Source organism: Proteus sp. fly-1008 (assembly GCF_040140305.1).
GTDB classification, from domain to species: Bacteria; Pseudomonadota; Gammaproteobacteria; order Enterobacterales; family Enterobacteriaceae; genus Proteus; species Proteus vulgaris_B.
Map to the genome: position 1 here is coordinate 334,768 of NZ_JBEEWH010000001.1, position 14,126 is coordinate 348,893.

Sequence of the window (14,126 nt, forward strand, 5' to 3'; positions counted from 1 at the left end):
GGGTTATTTATCTAGCTTTAAATGCACCTCTAATTTGCATTACTACAATAAGTAGAAATACACTTGCTAATACCATCGAAATAGGTCTGTTAACAAAACTAATTAAATCACCATCAGATTTCATTAATGATGAAAGTAAATTCTTTTCTAACATAGGGCCTAATATCATGCCCAAAATAATCGGTGATATCGGGAACTTTCGTTCTTGAAGAAAATAGCCGATAACGCCCATAACTAACATAACCACAATAGAGGACATCGTATTTGTAATTGCATATGAACCAACGATACTAAATAGAATGATTGCTGGGTAAATAATCGCATTGTCAATAGCAACAATCTTTTTCAATAAATTGACAACAATAAAAGCAATCGGCAGTAAAATAAGATTAGCAATAAAAAAGATAATAAAGACAGCATATAATTTATCGGGATTAAATAAGAACAGCGTTGGCCCCGGTTGCATATCTTTCATATACAGTACACCAATAATAATTGCCGCAGCAGAATCACCTGGGATACCAAAAACTAGAGATGGGATCCAACTTCCGGCTAAGCTTGCATTATTACTCGCTGAAGCATCAACAATACCTTCCTCAGAACCATGACCATATTTCTCTGGTTTTTTAGATAGTTTCTTTGAAACTGCATAAGAGATCCATGCTGCAATATCGGCTCCTGCACCGGGTAAAGCACCAATTAATGTCCCTATTATTCCGCTACGGAAAATACCGCCCTTACGTTGGCGAACAACACTCCCCACACCTTTAAAGATGTTGTAAGAATTATTTTCCACATTCATTTCTGTTAATGTAATTTGCTTTTCTTTCCAACGTTCAACGTAATATTTAATAGCACCAGAAATAGCAAATAGTCCTATCATTGCCGGAATAAAGCTAACTCCTTGCATTAAAGAAACTTCACCAAAAGTAAAGCGGGCTTGACCTGTAAACTCATCATAACCAATGGTGGCTAATGCAATACCAAAGAACAGTGCTAATAAGCTTTTTCTAATATGAGTGCCTGAAACAATAGTTGCACAACTTAAACCAATTAAAGACAACCACATATATTCATAAGAGCTAAATTTTAAAGCAAACTCAGCTAATATTGGTGCGGTTGAGGCTAATATAATCGTACCAATTACGCCACCAATCACAGAGCTCGTTAATGACATACCCAATACACGATTTGTTTTGCCTTCTTTTACTAAAGAGTGTGCATCATTAGTATAAGCTGCGGATGCAGGTGTCCCTGGTATATTTAATAAGGCTCCGGGAATATCCCCTGCAAATATAGATGATGCTCCGACGGAGATCATTAAGGCTAAAGCAGGAATAGGATCAAGAAAAAAAGTAAACGGCACCATTAATGCAATAGCCATTGTTGATGTTAACCCGGGAATTGCACCAACAAATAAGCCAAATAAACAAGCACCAATAACGACAAGAATTGTTGTGTAATCAATATATGCAAGTGCGCTAATTAATATATCCATACTGTTTTTCTCTATTTATGAAAATAGCTGAGGTAGCGGTACTAACAGTACAGCGGTAAATAAGTAATACACACCTAACACCACTCCAGTTGAAATAATAAAACTATATATAGGTTTTGTTGTTGCATATTTCATCATTAATGGTGCAGTAATAATTAATCCGGTTAAAATAAATCCTAAATAATCAGAGGCAAGCACATAAAAAAGAATAATGCTGATAACTAATAAGACAAATTTTATTTCATGCCATGTCACTAATGGAATATCACTTTCTTGTTTACGTGAAAATATATCTATTAATGAAAATATAATCATGCCACCGCCAATAATAGAAGGCATAAACGCGGCACCATATTCACTAAAATCGCCTAATGAATACGCGCTATAAACAATAAGGAATAAACCAAAGCAACAAAATATGAGCGATAGAATATGACGATTTAGCATAGGCATAAAAACGGCTGTTGTTCAGCCGTTTCCTCAGTTATTTCTTTATAATTTCACCAAATTTTTTATCTTCATTGGCCATAAATTGTGTGGCATCATCGCCATATAATTCGATAACTTCAAAGCCTTGTTTATTTGCAAATTCGGCTAATTCACCAGAGGCATATACTTTTTTCATGGCTGCGGTGAGTTTATTTTGTACTTCTTTGTCTAGCCCTTTTGGCGCAACTAGCATATTCCACGCTTGCAAATCCCAGTTATAAGGTGTGGCTTCTTTGAATAACGGTACATCAGGATAAAAAGCAGATTTCTCATTGGACATAATAGCCATATGTTTTACTAAACCCGCTTTTACCATGCTGTCAGCTTCACCTAATGAAGATGTCACAATATCAACACCACCAGAAGCAAGCTCTTGTAATGCTGCACTTGCACCTTGAGATGGGATAAAACGAATAGCATTATCTGGTAATCCTGCGGCACGCAACATACCAATAGTATTGAGATGCCAGATTGAATTTAAGCCACTGCCCGATGCTTTTAACTTGCCCGGATTTGCTTTCGCGTAATCAATAATTTCCTGTGCATTTTTAAATGGTGAAGATTTTCCAACTTGTAATCCACCATAAATAACGGCAAGACGCGTGATTGGGGTGTAATCTTGATATGTTAAATTCGTCATCCCTTGATGATGCATCATGGTAATTTCAACCGTTGCAATCCCTAATGTGTAACCATCAGGTTTTGCATTTTTAATGGCATCATGACCTACAACACCACTACCGCCTGTTTTGTTGACCACATTAACTGTAACGCCCAACTCTTCTTGTAGTCCTTTTGCGGCTAGACGTGCAACAGTATCAGTGTTACCGCCAGCTGCCCAAGGAACAACAATAGTAATCGGCTTTTCAGGGTATTGAGCAAAAGCCGGAAGTGTAAAAATGGAACTGCATAGGGTAAATGCCAGAAGTGTTTTTTTCATTATATGCACCTTTTCTCATTGCAGATTATTTGTGGCCGAATATCTTCAAGCCTTGATTTAAGGCGAGCCTGAACTTGGGAAAGGACGGGCATTGCTGTTACGCCTTTTTGTTCTATAAATGCAGAGAGGAAAGCACTGGCAAATAATACACTCTCATGCATCGTGCCTCCTGCTGCTATCTTTGATGCAAATGCGCCATTAAACGCATCTGTTGCTGCCATCGTATCCACACGTAACGATGGCATAGGTGGAATATGAAATGTGGCTCGACCATCAAAATAAACCACACCAAGCTCATCCATATAAATAATCACTTTCTTACTTTCGTTACCGGAAATAATACTGATCGCCTGCTTTGCATCATTAATATCGTTTATTTCAAAGTCAGCCCAATGAGATGCTTGATTCGCATTTAAAGTAATAAAATCAAGATATAAATAAAGTTGTTTTAGGTTTTCGTTATAAGGAGCAACATTCAGTATGATGATCTTATTAACCGACTTAGCAAATAAAGCGACTTTAATATTAGCTTCTATATTAATTTCGCCTTGGAGCAATAACACATCGGCTTCACTTACATAAGGCAATGAAATATCAATTTCTTGTTCAGAAAAGGTGTTATTTGCACCTAAATAAGTGGCTGTAATATTATTTTGTGTTTTGTCAGCTAAATAACTAATCGAACTGCCTGTTGGCTCGGTTTCTGTTTGAAAAATAGTGAAAGAGTCAATGCCACTTTCTTGTAAATATTTATAAGCGTATTTACTAAAATGATCTTCACCGACTTTCGTTATTAAATGGACTTTGGCATCAGAAAAGCTTGCTGCCATTGCCTGATTTGTCCCTTTACCACCAGGGCCTATCGAATTGCTTTTTGAATTAACTAATTCACCGACTTTCGGAAAAGATTCGACATTGGCGATAATATCCACTACAAACGATCCTAAAACACAGACTTTACCTTCCGGTTTTCTATCTTTACGTTCTCTAACAATTAATAAGTCGTGCAATAAACATGAAATATCAAAACTATCACTGAATTTACTTATTTTTTTAATTTCTTGTTTCCCTAGTATGGCGCCACCATGACAACGTTTGATCAACCCTTCTCCTTCAAGGTATTTCAAATCACTGCGAATAGTCTCCAATGTGACACTGAATTTTTCCGCAAGCTGAGCCACTTTAACTTTTTTTTGTTCCCTGATGATGGTGTAAATTTCCTGTCGCCGTTCTTCTGAAAACATATAAAGTGCCTCCGTATCATTGATAACGAGAATAAGGAGATCAGGCCTGTGATTCTGCGATGGTATTCAAAACAAAAAACCAAAAGCAGAAGCAAAACCAAATCGAAGCAATTTAGATCACATTTTTTTAACACAACATCAATTGACATACGTTAAAAATGAGAGGTGAAACGAGTCGGATAATGAATGACAATACAGAAAAGAGAGGTAGGATCAGCCGTTCAAAGACGGCTGATAAAATAACGAGCTACATTAATACAAAAATGATTATTTTTAAATGTAAATATTACGTTAAATAAAATTACCCTTGGTATTTAGTTTAACAAGGCATTAAGCAGATAAAAACCAACCAAGGTCAGTAAAACCACCATTAATGTATTGCGTATTTTAAGCGCTAATCCTACACATAATAAGGTTCCCCAAAGATAAGGATTATCTAAAATACCTTTAAATTCGCTTTTTTCTAACAGTACGATTGGTGCACAGATCGCAGTTAATAAACAGGGTGCAGAATATCCTAGGGCTTGTCTGATCACTGATGGTAATTTAACGGGGATCGCCGGCTCAAGAAAGAAATAACGCAACATAAAAATGACGAGTGCCAAAATTAATAATAACGACCATGTCATTTTTGTTCTCCTCTTATTCTTGCAACACAAACCGCGATAAACATGCCTGTTAGCCCACCAATAACTACACCACCTTCTATATTTAACCAACTAAAAAGAATAGAGAGACAAAAAGAGACAATAACGCCCACTAACGTACTAAACGTTTTTATCAATGGAATAACAATAGCTAATAACGTAGCAACAATAGAAAAATCAAGATGATAACGAGATAAATCAGAAACTTGGCTCGCCATAATAATACCAACAATACTGACCGCCACCCACGCTAAATAAAAACATAATCCTGCACCTATCATATAAGCGGGGGTGAGTTTTACTTTAGGTTGTGCTGAAACGGCAAAAAGCTCATCTGTTAATAAAAAGCCTATTGTAATACGTTGATACCATTTTAAATGAGCAACATGGGGGCGTAAGGTTAAACCATATAAAAGATGTTGGGCGGTAATAAAAAAGACAGAAACAATAATGGTCAGCATTCCTGCACCAGAAACAACTAACCCTAATGTCACTAATTGCGCCGCACCTGCAAAAATAATCGCAGACATTCCGACACTTTGTGCAAAGGTTAGCCCTGCATCAACGGCCATTGATCCCGCTAATATTCCCCAAGGAATAACCGCAAGACATAAAGGCAAAACATGCAGAGCACCAAGGCCAAAAGCACGCATTACTTGCCTATCTTCATTATTATTTGTGTTTTTTTCCATTTACCTGTCTTCACTTTTAATACATTAATTCTATAGAGAATGATTATCAGTCAGTAAAGATAAATGGGATTGTATAAAATTGCTCTTTTAATTTTTTATTACAACAAAGGAGAAGTTAGAGAAGAAGATAATCGAAGCCCTTTTAAATAGTTTCCTGGTGTAACACCAATGGCATTTTTAAAATGGCGATGGAAATGGCTTTGATCTGAAAAACCACAACGTTGTGTTACATCAGTAAGTGTATGGCCTAAAGAGAGTAACTGCCTTGCTTTACGAATTCGGGCTTGAATAAGCCAAGCATGAGGTGTCATGCCTATTTCTTTCTTAAACTGACGTAAAAAATGCCATGGGCTTAAATTCACCATTTCAGCTAACATGTTGAGTGAAAAATCATTTTCAGGTGTGTCATTCATTAATTCGCTCACCCACTGTAACCGTTGCCCTATAGCACTTAATGGTTTTTCTTGGGTTCTTGTTTTGCTATAGCGCAAAATCAACATTGCCATTGTTGAAAGCAATAGCGACTCTTTTAAAAGGTAATTATTGGGCTGCTCTAGTAATGAAAAAAGTAATAAAAGTTGCTGACTTAAACCAGGATCGCGAATAACAGCATCAGGAAACCAAGGCGTTGCACCCTGCTCTTGTTGTAGATCACGCGTTAATGTTTGCAGATATTCTGGTGTGGGATAAATAGCTTGATAAGCCCAACCAGATTCAACCGCAGAGGAGCCAGTGTGGACTTCATCAGCATTAACAATAATGATGTCTCCTTTAGGAGCGATGTGTTCGCTTCCTGTGCGATAAAACTGTTGTGCGCCATCATCAATCACACCAATACAGAAGCCTTCGTGGGTATGACGTGAAAAAGTTTGATGTAAATATTCGGCTTGCAGATAAGCAAGACTATTAAGCTCAGGAAGGTGAATAAGTTTAGCCTGCTCTTGTCGCATCAAAGATTGACTCCATCAACGGTAAAAATCATCAGCTTTTATCATAAACACGATACTGATGATTGTATGAAATTGCTCAACCTTAACTTTACTCATGTCGTTGATGAATTTTTGCTGGAATAAAAATTTGATGAGTTTCTAAGTTCGTCTGATTAATTAATCCCATAACCAGTCGAAAACAGTGTGATGCTAATTCAGGATTATTTTGTGCGACAGTATCTATTGGTATTGATAATGAATCATACAAATAGTGATCATCAAAACCCGCTAAATAAACTTCATTTTGCATAATTTTATTTTGACTTAGATAGCGCAATACGCCATCCAATAAGCCACAAGCAGAAGTAAAAACAAATTTTGGCGGGCGCCCTAAAGATGCACATAACGAGCCGAACATTTCATAACCTGAACTTGGGTGATAATGCCCATGTATGATCCATTCTGATTTTAAATTGATTTGTGCTTGTGAAAGCCCTTGCGTAAAACCTAAAAGACGATCTTTAGTCGGTGAAAGTGTTGACTGTCCACCTAAGAAGTAAAATTCATCAATACCTTTTGTCGAAGCAATTTTTGCAATTAGTTGTTGTGTTGCCGTTATTGAATCGGTGACCACAAAAGGTAATGTTGTTCCTTCAAAATACCGGTCAAATAACACAACAGGTATTTGTTTACTTAAACGTTGATATTCAAAATCACTTTGTAAACAAGAAGCCACAATCAAACCATCGATTTGACGTGATAATAGATGTTCTATTGCCAGTGTTTCTTGAGCCGCATTTTCATCAGTACAGGAAATAAGTAATTGAATACCTGCTTCCCTGCATAATATTTCTAGTTCGTACGCCACAGAAGCAAAACCGTAGTTAGTAATATCAGGAATAACCAACCCTAATGCATAACTACGGTTATCACGTAAAGATCGGGCATGAATATTAGGCTGATACTGATATTGTTCAGCAATAGCCGTAATACGCGCAATAGTATCATCAGAAACACGCATCTCTTTACCACGGCCATTTAACACCAAACTTGCCGTTGTTTTGGACACACCCGCTATTTTTGCAATATCTGTAATGGTAAGACGTTTTTGTTTTTTCACTGTTATTCTAATTTGCTAAGCTTAAATTATTTATATAATCTTATTCAACTTGGTAATGCATCTGTTAATTGCCAAGTTGTTAGTTTTATTACATCTTTTCCTGAAAATGTGATTATTTGTTTTTCTAAAGGAAAAAAACGACTGCTCATCACACCCATGCCGTGATTAAAGAAAATCTCTACACTAGAACTATCACATAATATTTGAAGATGTTTTATATCACCAGACCAGAAACGTGATTGCCACTCTCCATTCTTAGCGCTACGGCGTTTTAATAGTGCTTGGTCATTTTCAATAATTAACGAAAGAGTATCAGAAAAATGAATGGCAAGAGAGCCAAATAGTTGCAATTCTAGCTCAATTGAGAATTCATTAATTGTAGGAGCATCATCTGCAATTCCCTGCCAATATGCTGGATTTTGCCTGAGTTGCTGTAATTCTTTTACGGGTTGTTGATAAAGCTTCCCTTCTTTTATATGTAATTCGCGAGGGCAAGTCATTTGGTGTATCCAGCCATTAGCAATGGTCGGTTGATACATTTCTTCACCATCAGGAACTCCCATCCAACCAAATAATAAACGTCTGCCATTCGCCAATGTTGTTTGAGGTGCGTAAAACTCAAAACCTGCATCTAGTTCGATTAAATCACCATGCTGAAATTGCAATGTTGAATAATCAAAATTCCCTATTAAGTAGGCACTAGAATGTGAATTTAAAAATCGTTGTTGTTCTCTTTTTATACCTTGAGGACATATTAATAAAATAAAGCGTTCATCTAGTTCAAAGAGATCTGGGCATTCCCACATATAACCCGCATCAGCCAACCCGCCTAAATAGCTTCCAGCTAATTCGCCGACTAATTGCCATTGATATAAGTGAGATGCACGATAGAGTAAAACTTTACCCTGTTTATCTAAATTTTGTGCGCCTAATACCATGTACCACACATCATTATATTGCCAAATCTTTGGATCACGGACATGGCCACTATAACCTTCAGGAAGCCCCAAGACAGGCCCTAACTTATCAAAACCTCCCTGTTGATTTTCAACGGCTAAACATTGCCATGCCGTACGAGAGCCATCCTCAAATTTGACATTACCAGTATAACAAAGGGTTAATTTTCCTTGGTAGAACACTGCACTACCAGAATAACAGCCATCTTTGTCATAAAATTCATTAGGCAGTAAAGCAATAGGTTGATGCTGCCAAGTAATCAAATCCTTTGAGCGCCAATGACCCCAACATTTATGTTTATGCTCACAAGACAAAGGATTCCATTGATAAAACAGATGATAATATTCGCCATCAAAACAAAATCCATTAGGATCATTTAATAACCCAGTTACTGGCGCTAAATGCCAATGTGGATAATATTTATCTTTTATGGTGTTAGCGCTATTACGCATGACCGATTGTAAAATCGCAGATAACCCTTCGTTTTTGTTCATTTATGCAGACTCCACTTTGTATTTCAGCAAAAGAGAGATAACAAACGCAGTCACAAAGGCAATCACAAGGCCAATAATATAATTCATAATTGAACCTGCTTGCACGATTGCAATACCAGGAATAGCAGTCAGCCCTACGGCCGTCATATAAACATGTGAGCCTACAACCCAAGCACCACCAGCAGCACCACCAATTAAAGCCGCAATAAATGGTTTTCCATAACGTAAATTAATCCCGAAAATGGCCGCTTCAGTAATTCCTAACATAGCAGAGAAACCCGATGGGATTGTGATTGCTTTAATTTTTGCATCCTTGGTTTTAAACCAAACAGCAATACAAGCACCACCTTGAGCTATATTCGCCATTGCCCAAATCGGCAATAAAAAGTTAACCCCAATATTAGGGTTGCCTAATAGACCTGCTTCGACAGCATGAAAACTGTGGTGAATACCCGTAATAACAATTACAGAATAAAGCCCACCAAAAATTAGCCCTGCTATCCAACCCGCTTGTGTAATTAAGGTGCTTAATAGTAATGAAATACCATCACCTAAAAGACGACCGACTGGCCCTATGACTAATAACGCGACAAAGCCCGAAATAATAACGGTTAAAAATGGCGTGATAATTAAATCAAGAGCATTAGGAACAACTTTGCGTAATTGTTTTTCCAACACACTCATAAACCAAACAGCAAGCAAGACGGGAAAGACAGTACCTTGATAACCAATCATTGCCACTTCTAACCCAAAGAAATTCATGGTGTTAAAACCAGCAGCAACGCCCCATGCGTTAGTTAATGCAGGATGCGTTAAAATTCCACCTAATGTAGCACCAAGATAAGGATTTCCGCCAAACTCCTTGGCCGCCGTAAAACCAATCAAAATAGGTAAAATAATAAATGCCGCAGAGCTACACATATCTAACATGATATAGAGTGCATTATCAGGACTCACCCACTGGTTAGTTTTCATTAACCCAAGTAGCCCCATTAATAAACCTGACGCCACAATGGCAGGAATAATAGGCACAAAGATATTAGAAAGCAGTCTAGCTATTCGCTGAAATGGGTTGAGCTTTTTGGCCGCGATATTTGCCGCTTCAGATTTACTTGATTCGCCAATACCCGCCGCAGCAATAAAGGCCGCATGCACTTTGTTGACTAAGCCAGTACCAAAAATTACCTGAATTTGTCCCGCATTACTAAAACACCCTTTTACACCTTCTAATTTATTGATTGCCTCTTTATCAGCCTTAGTGTCATCGACTAATACAAGTCTTAAACGAGTAGCGCAATGCGCCGCACTGGCAATATTTTCAGCACCTCCCAATAAAGGCACTAGTTGGCGAGCAATATTCTCAATATTCATCATAGCCTCGGTAAGTCTTACTTCGTTTATAAGCGATCATTAATAGTAATCATAAAAACTAAAACGGTTTAGCTAATAACATGATTAAATAAAAACCTATCTTAAATGGCAATGAATATGCGGATAAAAGCGCTTTATTTGTGATCTAAACGACAAAAAAGACATATCATTAGTCTTTTTTAGATAATTAAAATGAAGACAAAACAACCCAAAAGCTAAACAAATTATTTTTTATTTAGCTAAATAAATTAATATAATGTTAAATAATTTTATTTTAGAAAAAAATATTCCATACATTAATTTTATTGGCAAATTATCCAGTTAAATCTGACAGATAGCATATTATTATTTCACCCACTCCTTGTTATCAGTAATATTATAATACTTCATCAATCGTTATATATTTTATTATACAATAATATTAATCATCTGATTAAATTTAACAAATACAAAAACTTAGATTAACCTTAAAAACTGGTAACGCTTGTAATAAATCACTTTTCTTTGATGTAAAGCAACTACAACTTTTAGAAAATACGTAGTATCCACATTAACAGTTGGGTTTTATTGCCTACGTTAAAGTGCTTATTTTTTAACAACAATAACAATAATTATTTCTCTATAAGCTTGTTGGCTTCTTTTTTCTTAAAAATATAAATAATCAAGTGAGTAATGTATGAAAAACATCAAAGAGATGGCGTTACTTTCCACTCCCTTATCTCGCCGTCGTTTTGTAAAAACAGGTGCAGCGGGTGGTTTAGCAATAACTGCTGGGGGATTATCTCTCCCCTTTAATCAAGCCATCGCCACAGAAACAAAACCGACAACAAATAGCGAAAAAGTGGTGTGGAGTGCCTGTACAGTAAACTGTGGTAGTCGGTGCCCATTACGTATGCATGTTGTTGATGGTGAAATTAAATATGTAGAAACTGACAACACAGGTAATGATGTCTACGAAGAATTACACCAAGTTCGTGCCTGTTTACGTGGTCGCTCAATGCGTCGTCGTGTTTACAACCCTGATCGTTTGCGCTATCCAATGAAACGTGTGGGTAAACGTGGTGAAGGCAAATTTGAACGTATTTCATGGGATGAAGCCTTTGATACGATTTCAGATACCATGAAACGTTTGATTAAAGATTATGGTAATGAATCTATTTATTTGAACTACGGTACAGGTACTTTAGGTGGCACGATGACGAAATCATGGCCACCGGGTGCAACATTGATTGCTCGTTTAATGAATTGTTGTGGTGGTTATCTCAATCACTACGGTGATTACAGTACGGCACAAATTGCAGCTGGCTTAAACTACACCTATGGTGATTGGGCGGATGGTAATAGCCCTTCAGACATTGAAAATACAAAACTTGTTGTGATGTTTGGTAATAACCCTGGTGAAACACGGATGAGTGGTGGTGGTGTCACTTATTACGTTGAGCAAGCCCGTGAGAAATCTGATGCTCGAATGATTATTATCGATCCACGCTATACCGATACAGGTGCAGGCCGTGAAGATGAGTGGATACCTATTCGTCCAGGAACTGATGCCGCATTAGTCAATGCATTAGCATATGTCATGATCAAAGAAGACTTAGTTGATAAGCCTTTCCTTGATAAATATTGTGTAGGTTATGATGAAACCACCCTGCCAGAAGGTGCGCCAAAAAATGGTCACTATAAGGCCTATATTTTAGGTGATGGCGCAGACGGTCAGCCTAAAACGCCAGAATGGGCAGCACAAATTACAGGTATTCCCGCTTCACGAATTGTGAAATTAGCACGGGAAATTGCGACGGCAAAACCGGCGTATATCACTCAAGGTTGGGGACCTCAACGTCGCTCTAATGGTGAATTAGCCTCTCGTGCGATTGCAATGCTCTCTATTTTAACCGGTAATGTGGGAATTAACGGCGGCAATACTGGTGCTCGCGAAGGCTCTTACAGCATTCCTTTTGTTCGTATGCCTACGTTCACTAACCCTGTAACCACCAGTATTTCCATGTTTATGTGGACGGATGCAATCTTACGTGGTCCAGAAATGACGGCAACACGTGATGGTGTTCGTGGTAAAGACAAATTGGATGTGCCTATTAAAATGGTTTGGAACTACGCAGGTAACTGTTTAGTCAACCAGCATTCTGAAATCAATCGTACTCACGACATTTTGCAAGACGATAAAAAATGCGAAATGATTGTGGTGATCGATAATCATATGACATCATCCGCAAAATATGCCGATATTCTACTTCCTGATTGCACTGCATCAGAACAGATGGATTTCTGTATGGATGCATCTGCGGGTAATATGGCGTATGTAATTTTTGCAGATCAAGCAATTAAACCTCGCTTTGAAAGCCGTAATATCTATGAAATGACCAGCGAAATTGCAAAACGCATGGGGGTGGGTGAAAAATTCACTGAGAACCGAACTCAAGAAGAATGGTTACGTCATCTTTACGAACAATCTCGCCACAACTTACCTGAACTTCCAACTTTTGAAGAGTTCCGTGCTCAAGGGATCTTCAAAAAACGCGACCCTGAGGGTCATCATGTTGCTTATCGCAAATTCCGTGAAGATCCTGAAAATAACCCATTAACGACACCATCAGGAAAAATTGAGATTTATTCTTCTCAACTTGCTGACATTAAAGCGACATGGGAGCTTGCATCTGACGATGTTATTGATCCACTGCCGATTTATTCTGCTGGTTTTGAAAGCTATGGTGATCCGGCAATGGAAAAATATCCATTACAAATGACGGGTTTCCATTATAAATCACGTACTCACTCAACTTATGGCAACGTAGATGTTTTAAAAGCCGCATGCCCACAAGAAATATGGATAAACCCTGTTGATGCATCAAAACGAGGCATTAAACACGGTGATTTAGTGCGTATTTATAACGATCGTGGTGAAGTTAGGATCAACGCAAAAGTGACACCTCGTATCTTACCTGGTGTAGTCGGTTTAAGTGAAGGTGCTTGGTATAACCCAGATAGTAACCGCATTGATCACGCAGGTAGCATTAACGTGTTAACGACACAACGCCCTTCGCCACTTGCCAAGGGTAATCCTTCTCACAGTAATCTTGTTGAAGTCGTCAAGGCGTAAGGAGTCTGGTTATGTCAACGCAATATGGTTTTTACATTGATTCAAGTCGTTGCACCGGCTGCAAAACCTGTGAACTGGCGTGCAAGGATTTTAAAAATTTATCCCCTGAAGTCAATTTCCGCCGTATCTATGAATATGCAGGTGGCGATTGGACAGAACAAGATGGCGTTTATACACAAAATGTTTTTGCCTATTACTTATCTATTTCGTGTAACCACTGTGACGATCCTGCTTGTGCAAAAGTTTGCCCAAGCGGTGCAATGCATAAACGTGAAGATGGCTTTGTTGTTGTTAATGAAGATATTTGTATCGGTTGTCGCTATTGCCATATGGCATGCCCTTATGGTGCACCGCAATTTGATGAAGTCAAAGGTCATATGACCAAGTGTGACGGTTGCTATGAGCGTGTAGCTGAAGGCAAAAAACCAATTTGTGTTGAGTCTTGTCCACTACGCGCATTAGATATGGCACCTATTGAAGAATTACGCGCAAAATACGGTGATTTAGCTGAAATCGCCCCACTTCCTTCAGCAAAATACACCAAGCCAAATATTGTCCTTAAATTAAATGCCAATAGCCGTCCTGTGGGTGATACCACCGGTCATCTGGCAAACCCAGAGGAGGTGTAAG

12 protein-coding genes are annotated in these 14,126 nt (G+C 38.0%); 2 read left to right on the forward strand and 10 right to left on the reverse strand.

The window, feature by feature from the left end; genetic code table 11:
- Positions 1 to 7 precede the first annotated feature (7 nt).
- The 10 genes from ABN256_RS01575 to ABN256_RS01620 all read right to left on the reverse strand — a co-directional run bounded on the left by ABN256_RS01575 (position 8) and on the right by ABN256_RS01620 (position 10,381).
- Complete coding sequence (locus tag ABN256_RS01575) at positions 8 to 1,498, reverse strand: tripartite tricarboxylate transporter permease (RefSeq protein WP_196553000.1); 1,491 nt, start codon at positions 1,496 to 1,498, stop codon at positions 8 to 10.
- A gap of 15 nt (positions 1,499 to 1,513) precedes the next feature.
- Positions 1,514 to 1,951 carry a tripartite tricarboxylate transporter TctB family protein gene (locus ABN256_RS01580; protein ID WP_197269178.1) on the reverse strand — a complete coding sequence of 146 codons (438 nt, stop codon included), beginning with the start codon at positions 1,949 to 1,951 and terminating at the stop codon, positions 1,514 to 1,516.
- Between the two features lie 31 nt (positions 1,952 to 1,982).
- Entirely contained in the window at positions 1,983 to 2,927 is a 945-nt protein-coding gene (locus ABN256_RS01585) for a tripartite tricarboxylate transporter substrate binding protein (RefSeq protein WP_349438984.1), read from the reverse strand.
- Positions 2,927 to 4,171, reverse strand: a complete 1,245-nt coding sequence (locus ABN256_RS01590; protein ID WP_196552998.1) for a PfkB family carbohydrate kinase — start codon at positions 4,169 to 4,171, stop codon at positions 2,927 to 2,929. The genes ABN256_RS01585 and ABN256_RS01590 overlap by 1 nt, the downstream gene beginning before the upstream one ends.
- A gap of 314 nt (positions 4,172 to 4,485) precedes the next feature.
- On the reverse strand, positions 4,486 to 4,800 hold the full coding sequence (locus ABN256_RS01595) for an AzlD domain-containing protein (protein ID WP_072068130.1): 315 nt from the start codon (positions 4,798 to 4,800) through the stop codon (positions 4,486 to 4,488).
- Positions 4,797 to 5,510 carry an AzlC family ABC transporter permease gene (locus ABN256_RS01600; RefSeq protein ID WP_072068131.1) on the reverse strand — a complete coding sequence of 238 codons (714 nt, stop codon included), beginning with the start codon at positions 5,508 to 5,510 and terminating at the stop codon, positions 4,797 to 4,799. The genes ABN256_RS01595 and ABN256_RS01600 overlap by 4 nt, the downstream gene beginning before the upstream one ends.
- 98 nt (positions 5,511 to 5,608) lie before the next feature.
- Positions 5,609 to 6,460, reverse strand: coding sequence for an AraC family transcriptional regulator (locus tag ABN256_RS01605; RefSeq protein WP_072068132.1), 852 nt, complete (start codon positions 6,458 to 6,460; stop codon positions 5,609 to 5,611).
- Between the two features lie 88 nt (positions 6,461 to 6,548).
- Positions 6,549 to 7,559, reverse strand: coding sequence for a LacI family DNA-binding transcriptional regulator (locus tag ABN256_RS01610; protein ID WP_196552996.1), 1,011 nt, complete (start codon positions 7,557 to 7,559; stop codon positions 6,549 to 6,551).
- Positions 7,560 to 7,603: 44 nt separating this feature from the next.
- Positions 7,604 to 9,010, reverse strand: coding sequence for a sucrose-6-phosphate hydrolase (locus ABN256_RS01615; RefSeq protein WP_349438985.1), 1,407 nt, complete (start codon positions 9,008 to 9,010; stop codon positions 7,604 to 7,606).
- Positions 9,011 to 10,381, reverse strand: a complete 1,371-nt coding sequence (locus ABN256_RS01620) for a sucrose-specific PTS transporter subunit IIBC (RefSeq protein ID WP_196552994.1) — start codon at positions 10,379 to 10,381, stop codon at positions 9,011 to 9,013. It abuts the gene before it with no gap.
- A 676-nt stretch (positions 10,382 to 11,057) separates the two neighbouring features.
- On the opposite strand from ABN256_RS01620, the gene dmsA reads away from it, so the two are divergent.
- Together dmsA and ABN256_RS01630 are read left to right on the forward strand one after the other, a co-directional pair.
- Positions 11,058 to 13,496 carry a dimethylsulfoxide reductase subunit A gene (gene dmsA / locus ABN256_RS01625; RefSeq protein WP_349438986.1) on the forward strand — a complete coding sequence of 813 codons (2,439 nt, stop codon included), beginning with the start codon at positions 11,058 to 11,060 and terminating at the stop codon, positions 13,494 to 13,496.
- Positions 13,497 to 13,507: 11 nt separating this feature from the next.
- Positions 13,508 to 14,125, forward strand: coding sequence for a DMSO/selenate family reductase complex B subunit (locus ABN256_RS01630; RefSeq protein WP_023582154.1), 618 nt, complete (start codon positions 13,508 to 13,510; stop codon positions 14,123 to 14,125).
- The last annotated feature ends 1 nt before the right edge of the window (position 14,126 follow it).

Excerpts from the sequence above, each read along its gene's own strand:
- ABN256_RS01575 (WP_196553000.1), bottom strand. The coding sequence starts at position 1,498 with ATGGATATATTAATTAGCGCACTTGCATATATTGATTACACAACAATT.
- ABN256_RS01600 (WP_072068131.1), bottom strand. The coding sequence starts at position 5,510 with ATGGAAAAAAACACAAATAATAATGAAGATAGGCAAGTAATGCGTGCT.
- ABN256_RS01630 (WP_023582154.1), top strand. The coding sequence starts at position 13,508 with ATGTCAACGCAATATGGTTTTTACATTGATTCAAGTCGTTGCACCGGC.
- ABN256_RS01595 (WP_072068130.1), bottom strand. The coding sequence starts at position 4,800 with ATGACATGGTCGTTATTATTAATTTTGGCACTCGTCATTTTTATGTTG.
- ABN256_RS01615 (WP_349438985.1), bottom strand. The coding sequence starts at position 9,010 with ATGAACAAAAACGAAGGGTTATCTGCGATTTTACAATCGGTCATGCGT.
- dmsA (WP_349438986.1), top strand. The coding sequence starts at position 11,058 with ATGAAAAACATCAAAGAGATGGCGTTACTTTCCACTCCCTTATCTCGC.
- ABN256_RS01605 (WP_072068132.1), bottom strand. The coding sequence starts at position 6,460 with ATGCGACAAGAGCAGGCTAAACTTATTCACCTTCCTGAGCTTAATAGT.
- ABN256_RS01620 (WP_196552994.1), bottom strand. The coding sequence starts at position 10,381 with ATGAATATTGAGAATATTGCTCGCCAACTAGTGCCTTTATTGGGAGGT.
- ABN256_RS01585 (WP_349438984.1), bottom strand. The coding sequence starts at position 2,927 with ATGAAAAAAACACTTCTGGCATTTACCCTATGCAGTTCCATTTTTACA.
- ABN256_RS01590 (WP_196552998.1), bottom strand. The coding sequence starts at position 4,171 with ATGTTTTCAGAAGAACGGCGACAGGAAATTTACACCATCATCAGGGAA.
- ABN256_RS01580 (WP_197269178.1), bottom strand. The coding sequence starts at position 1,951 with ATGCCTATGCTAAATCGTCATATTCTATCGCTCATATTTTGTTGCTTT.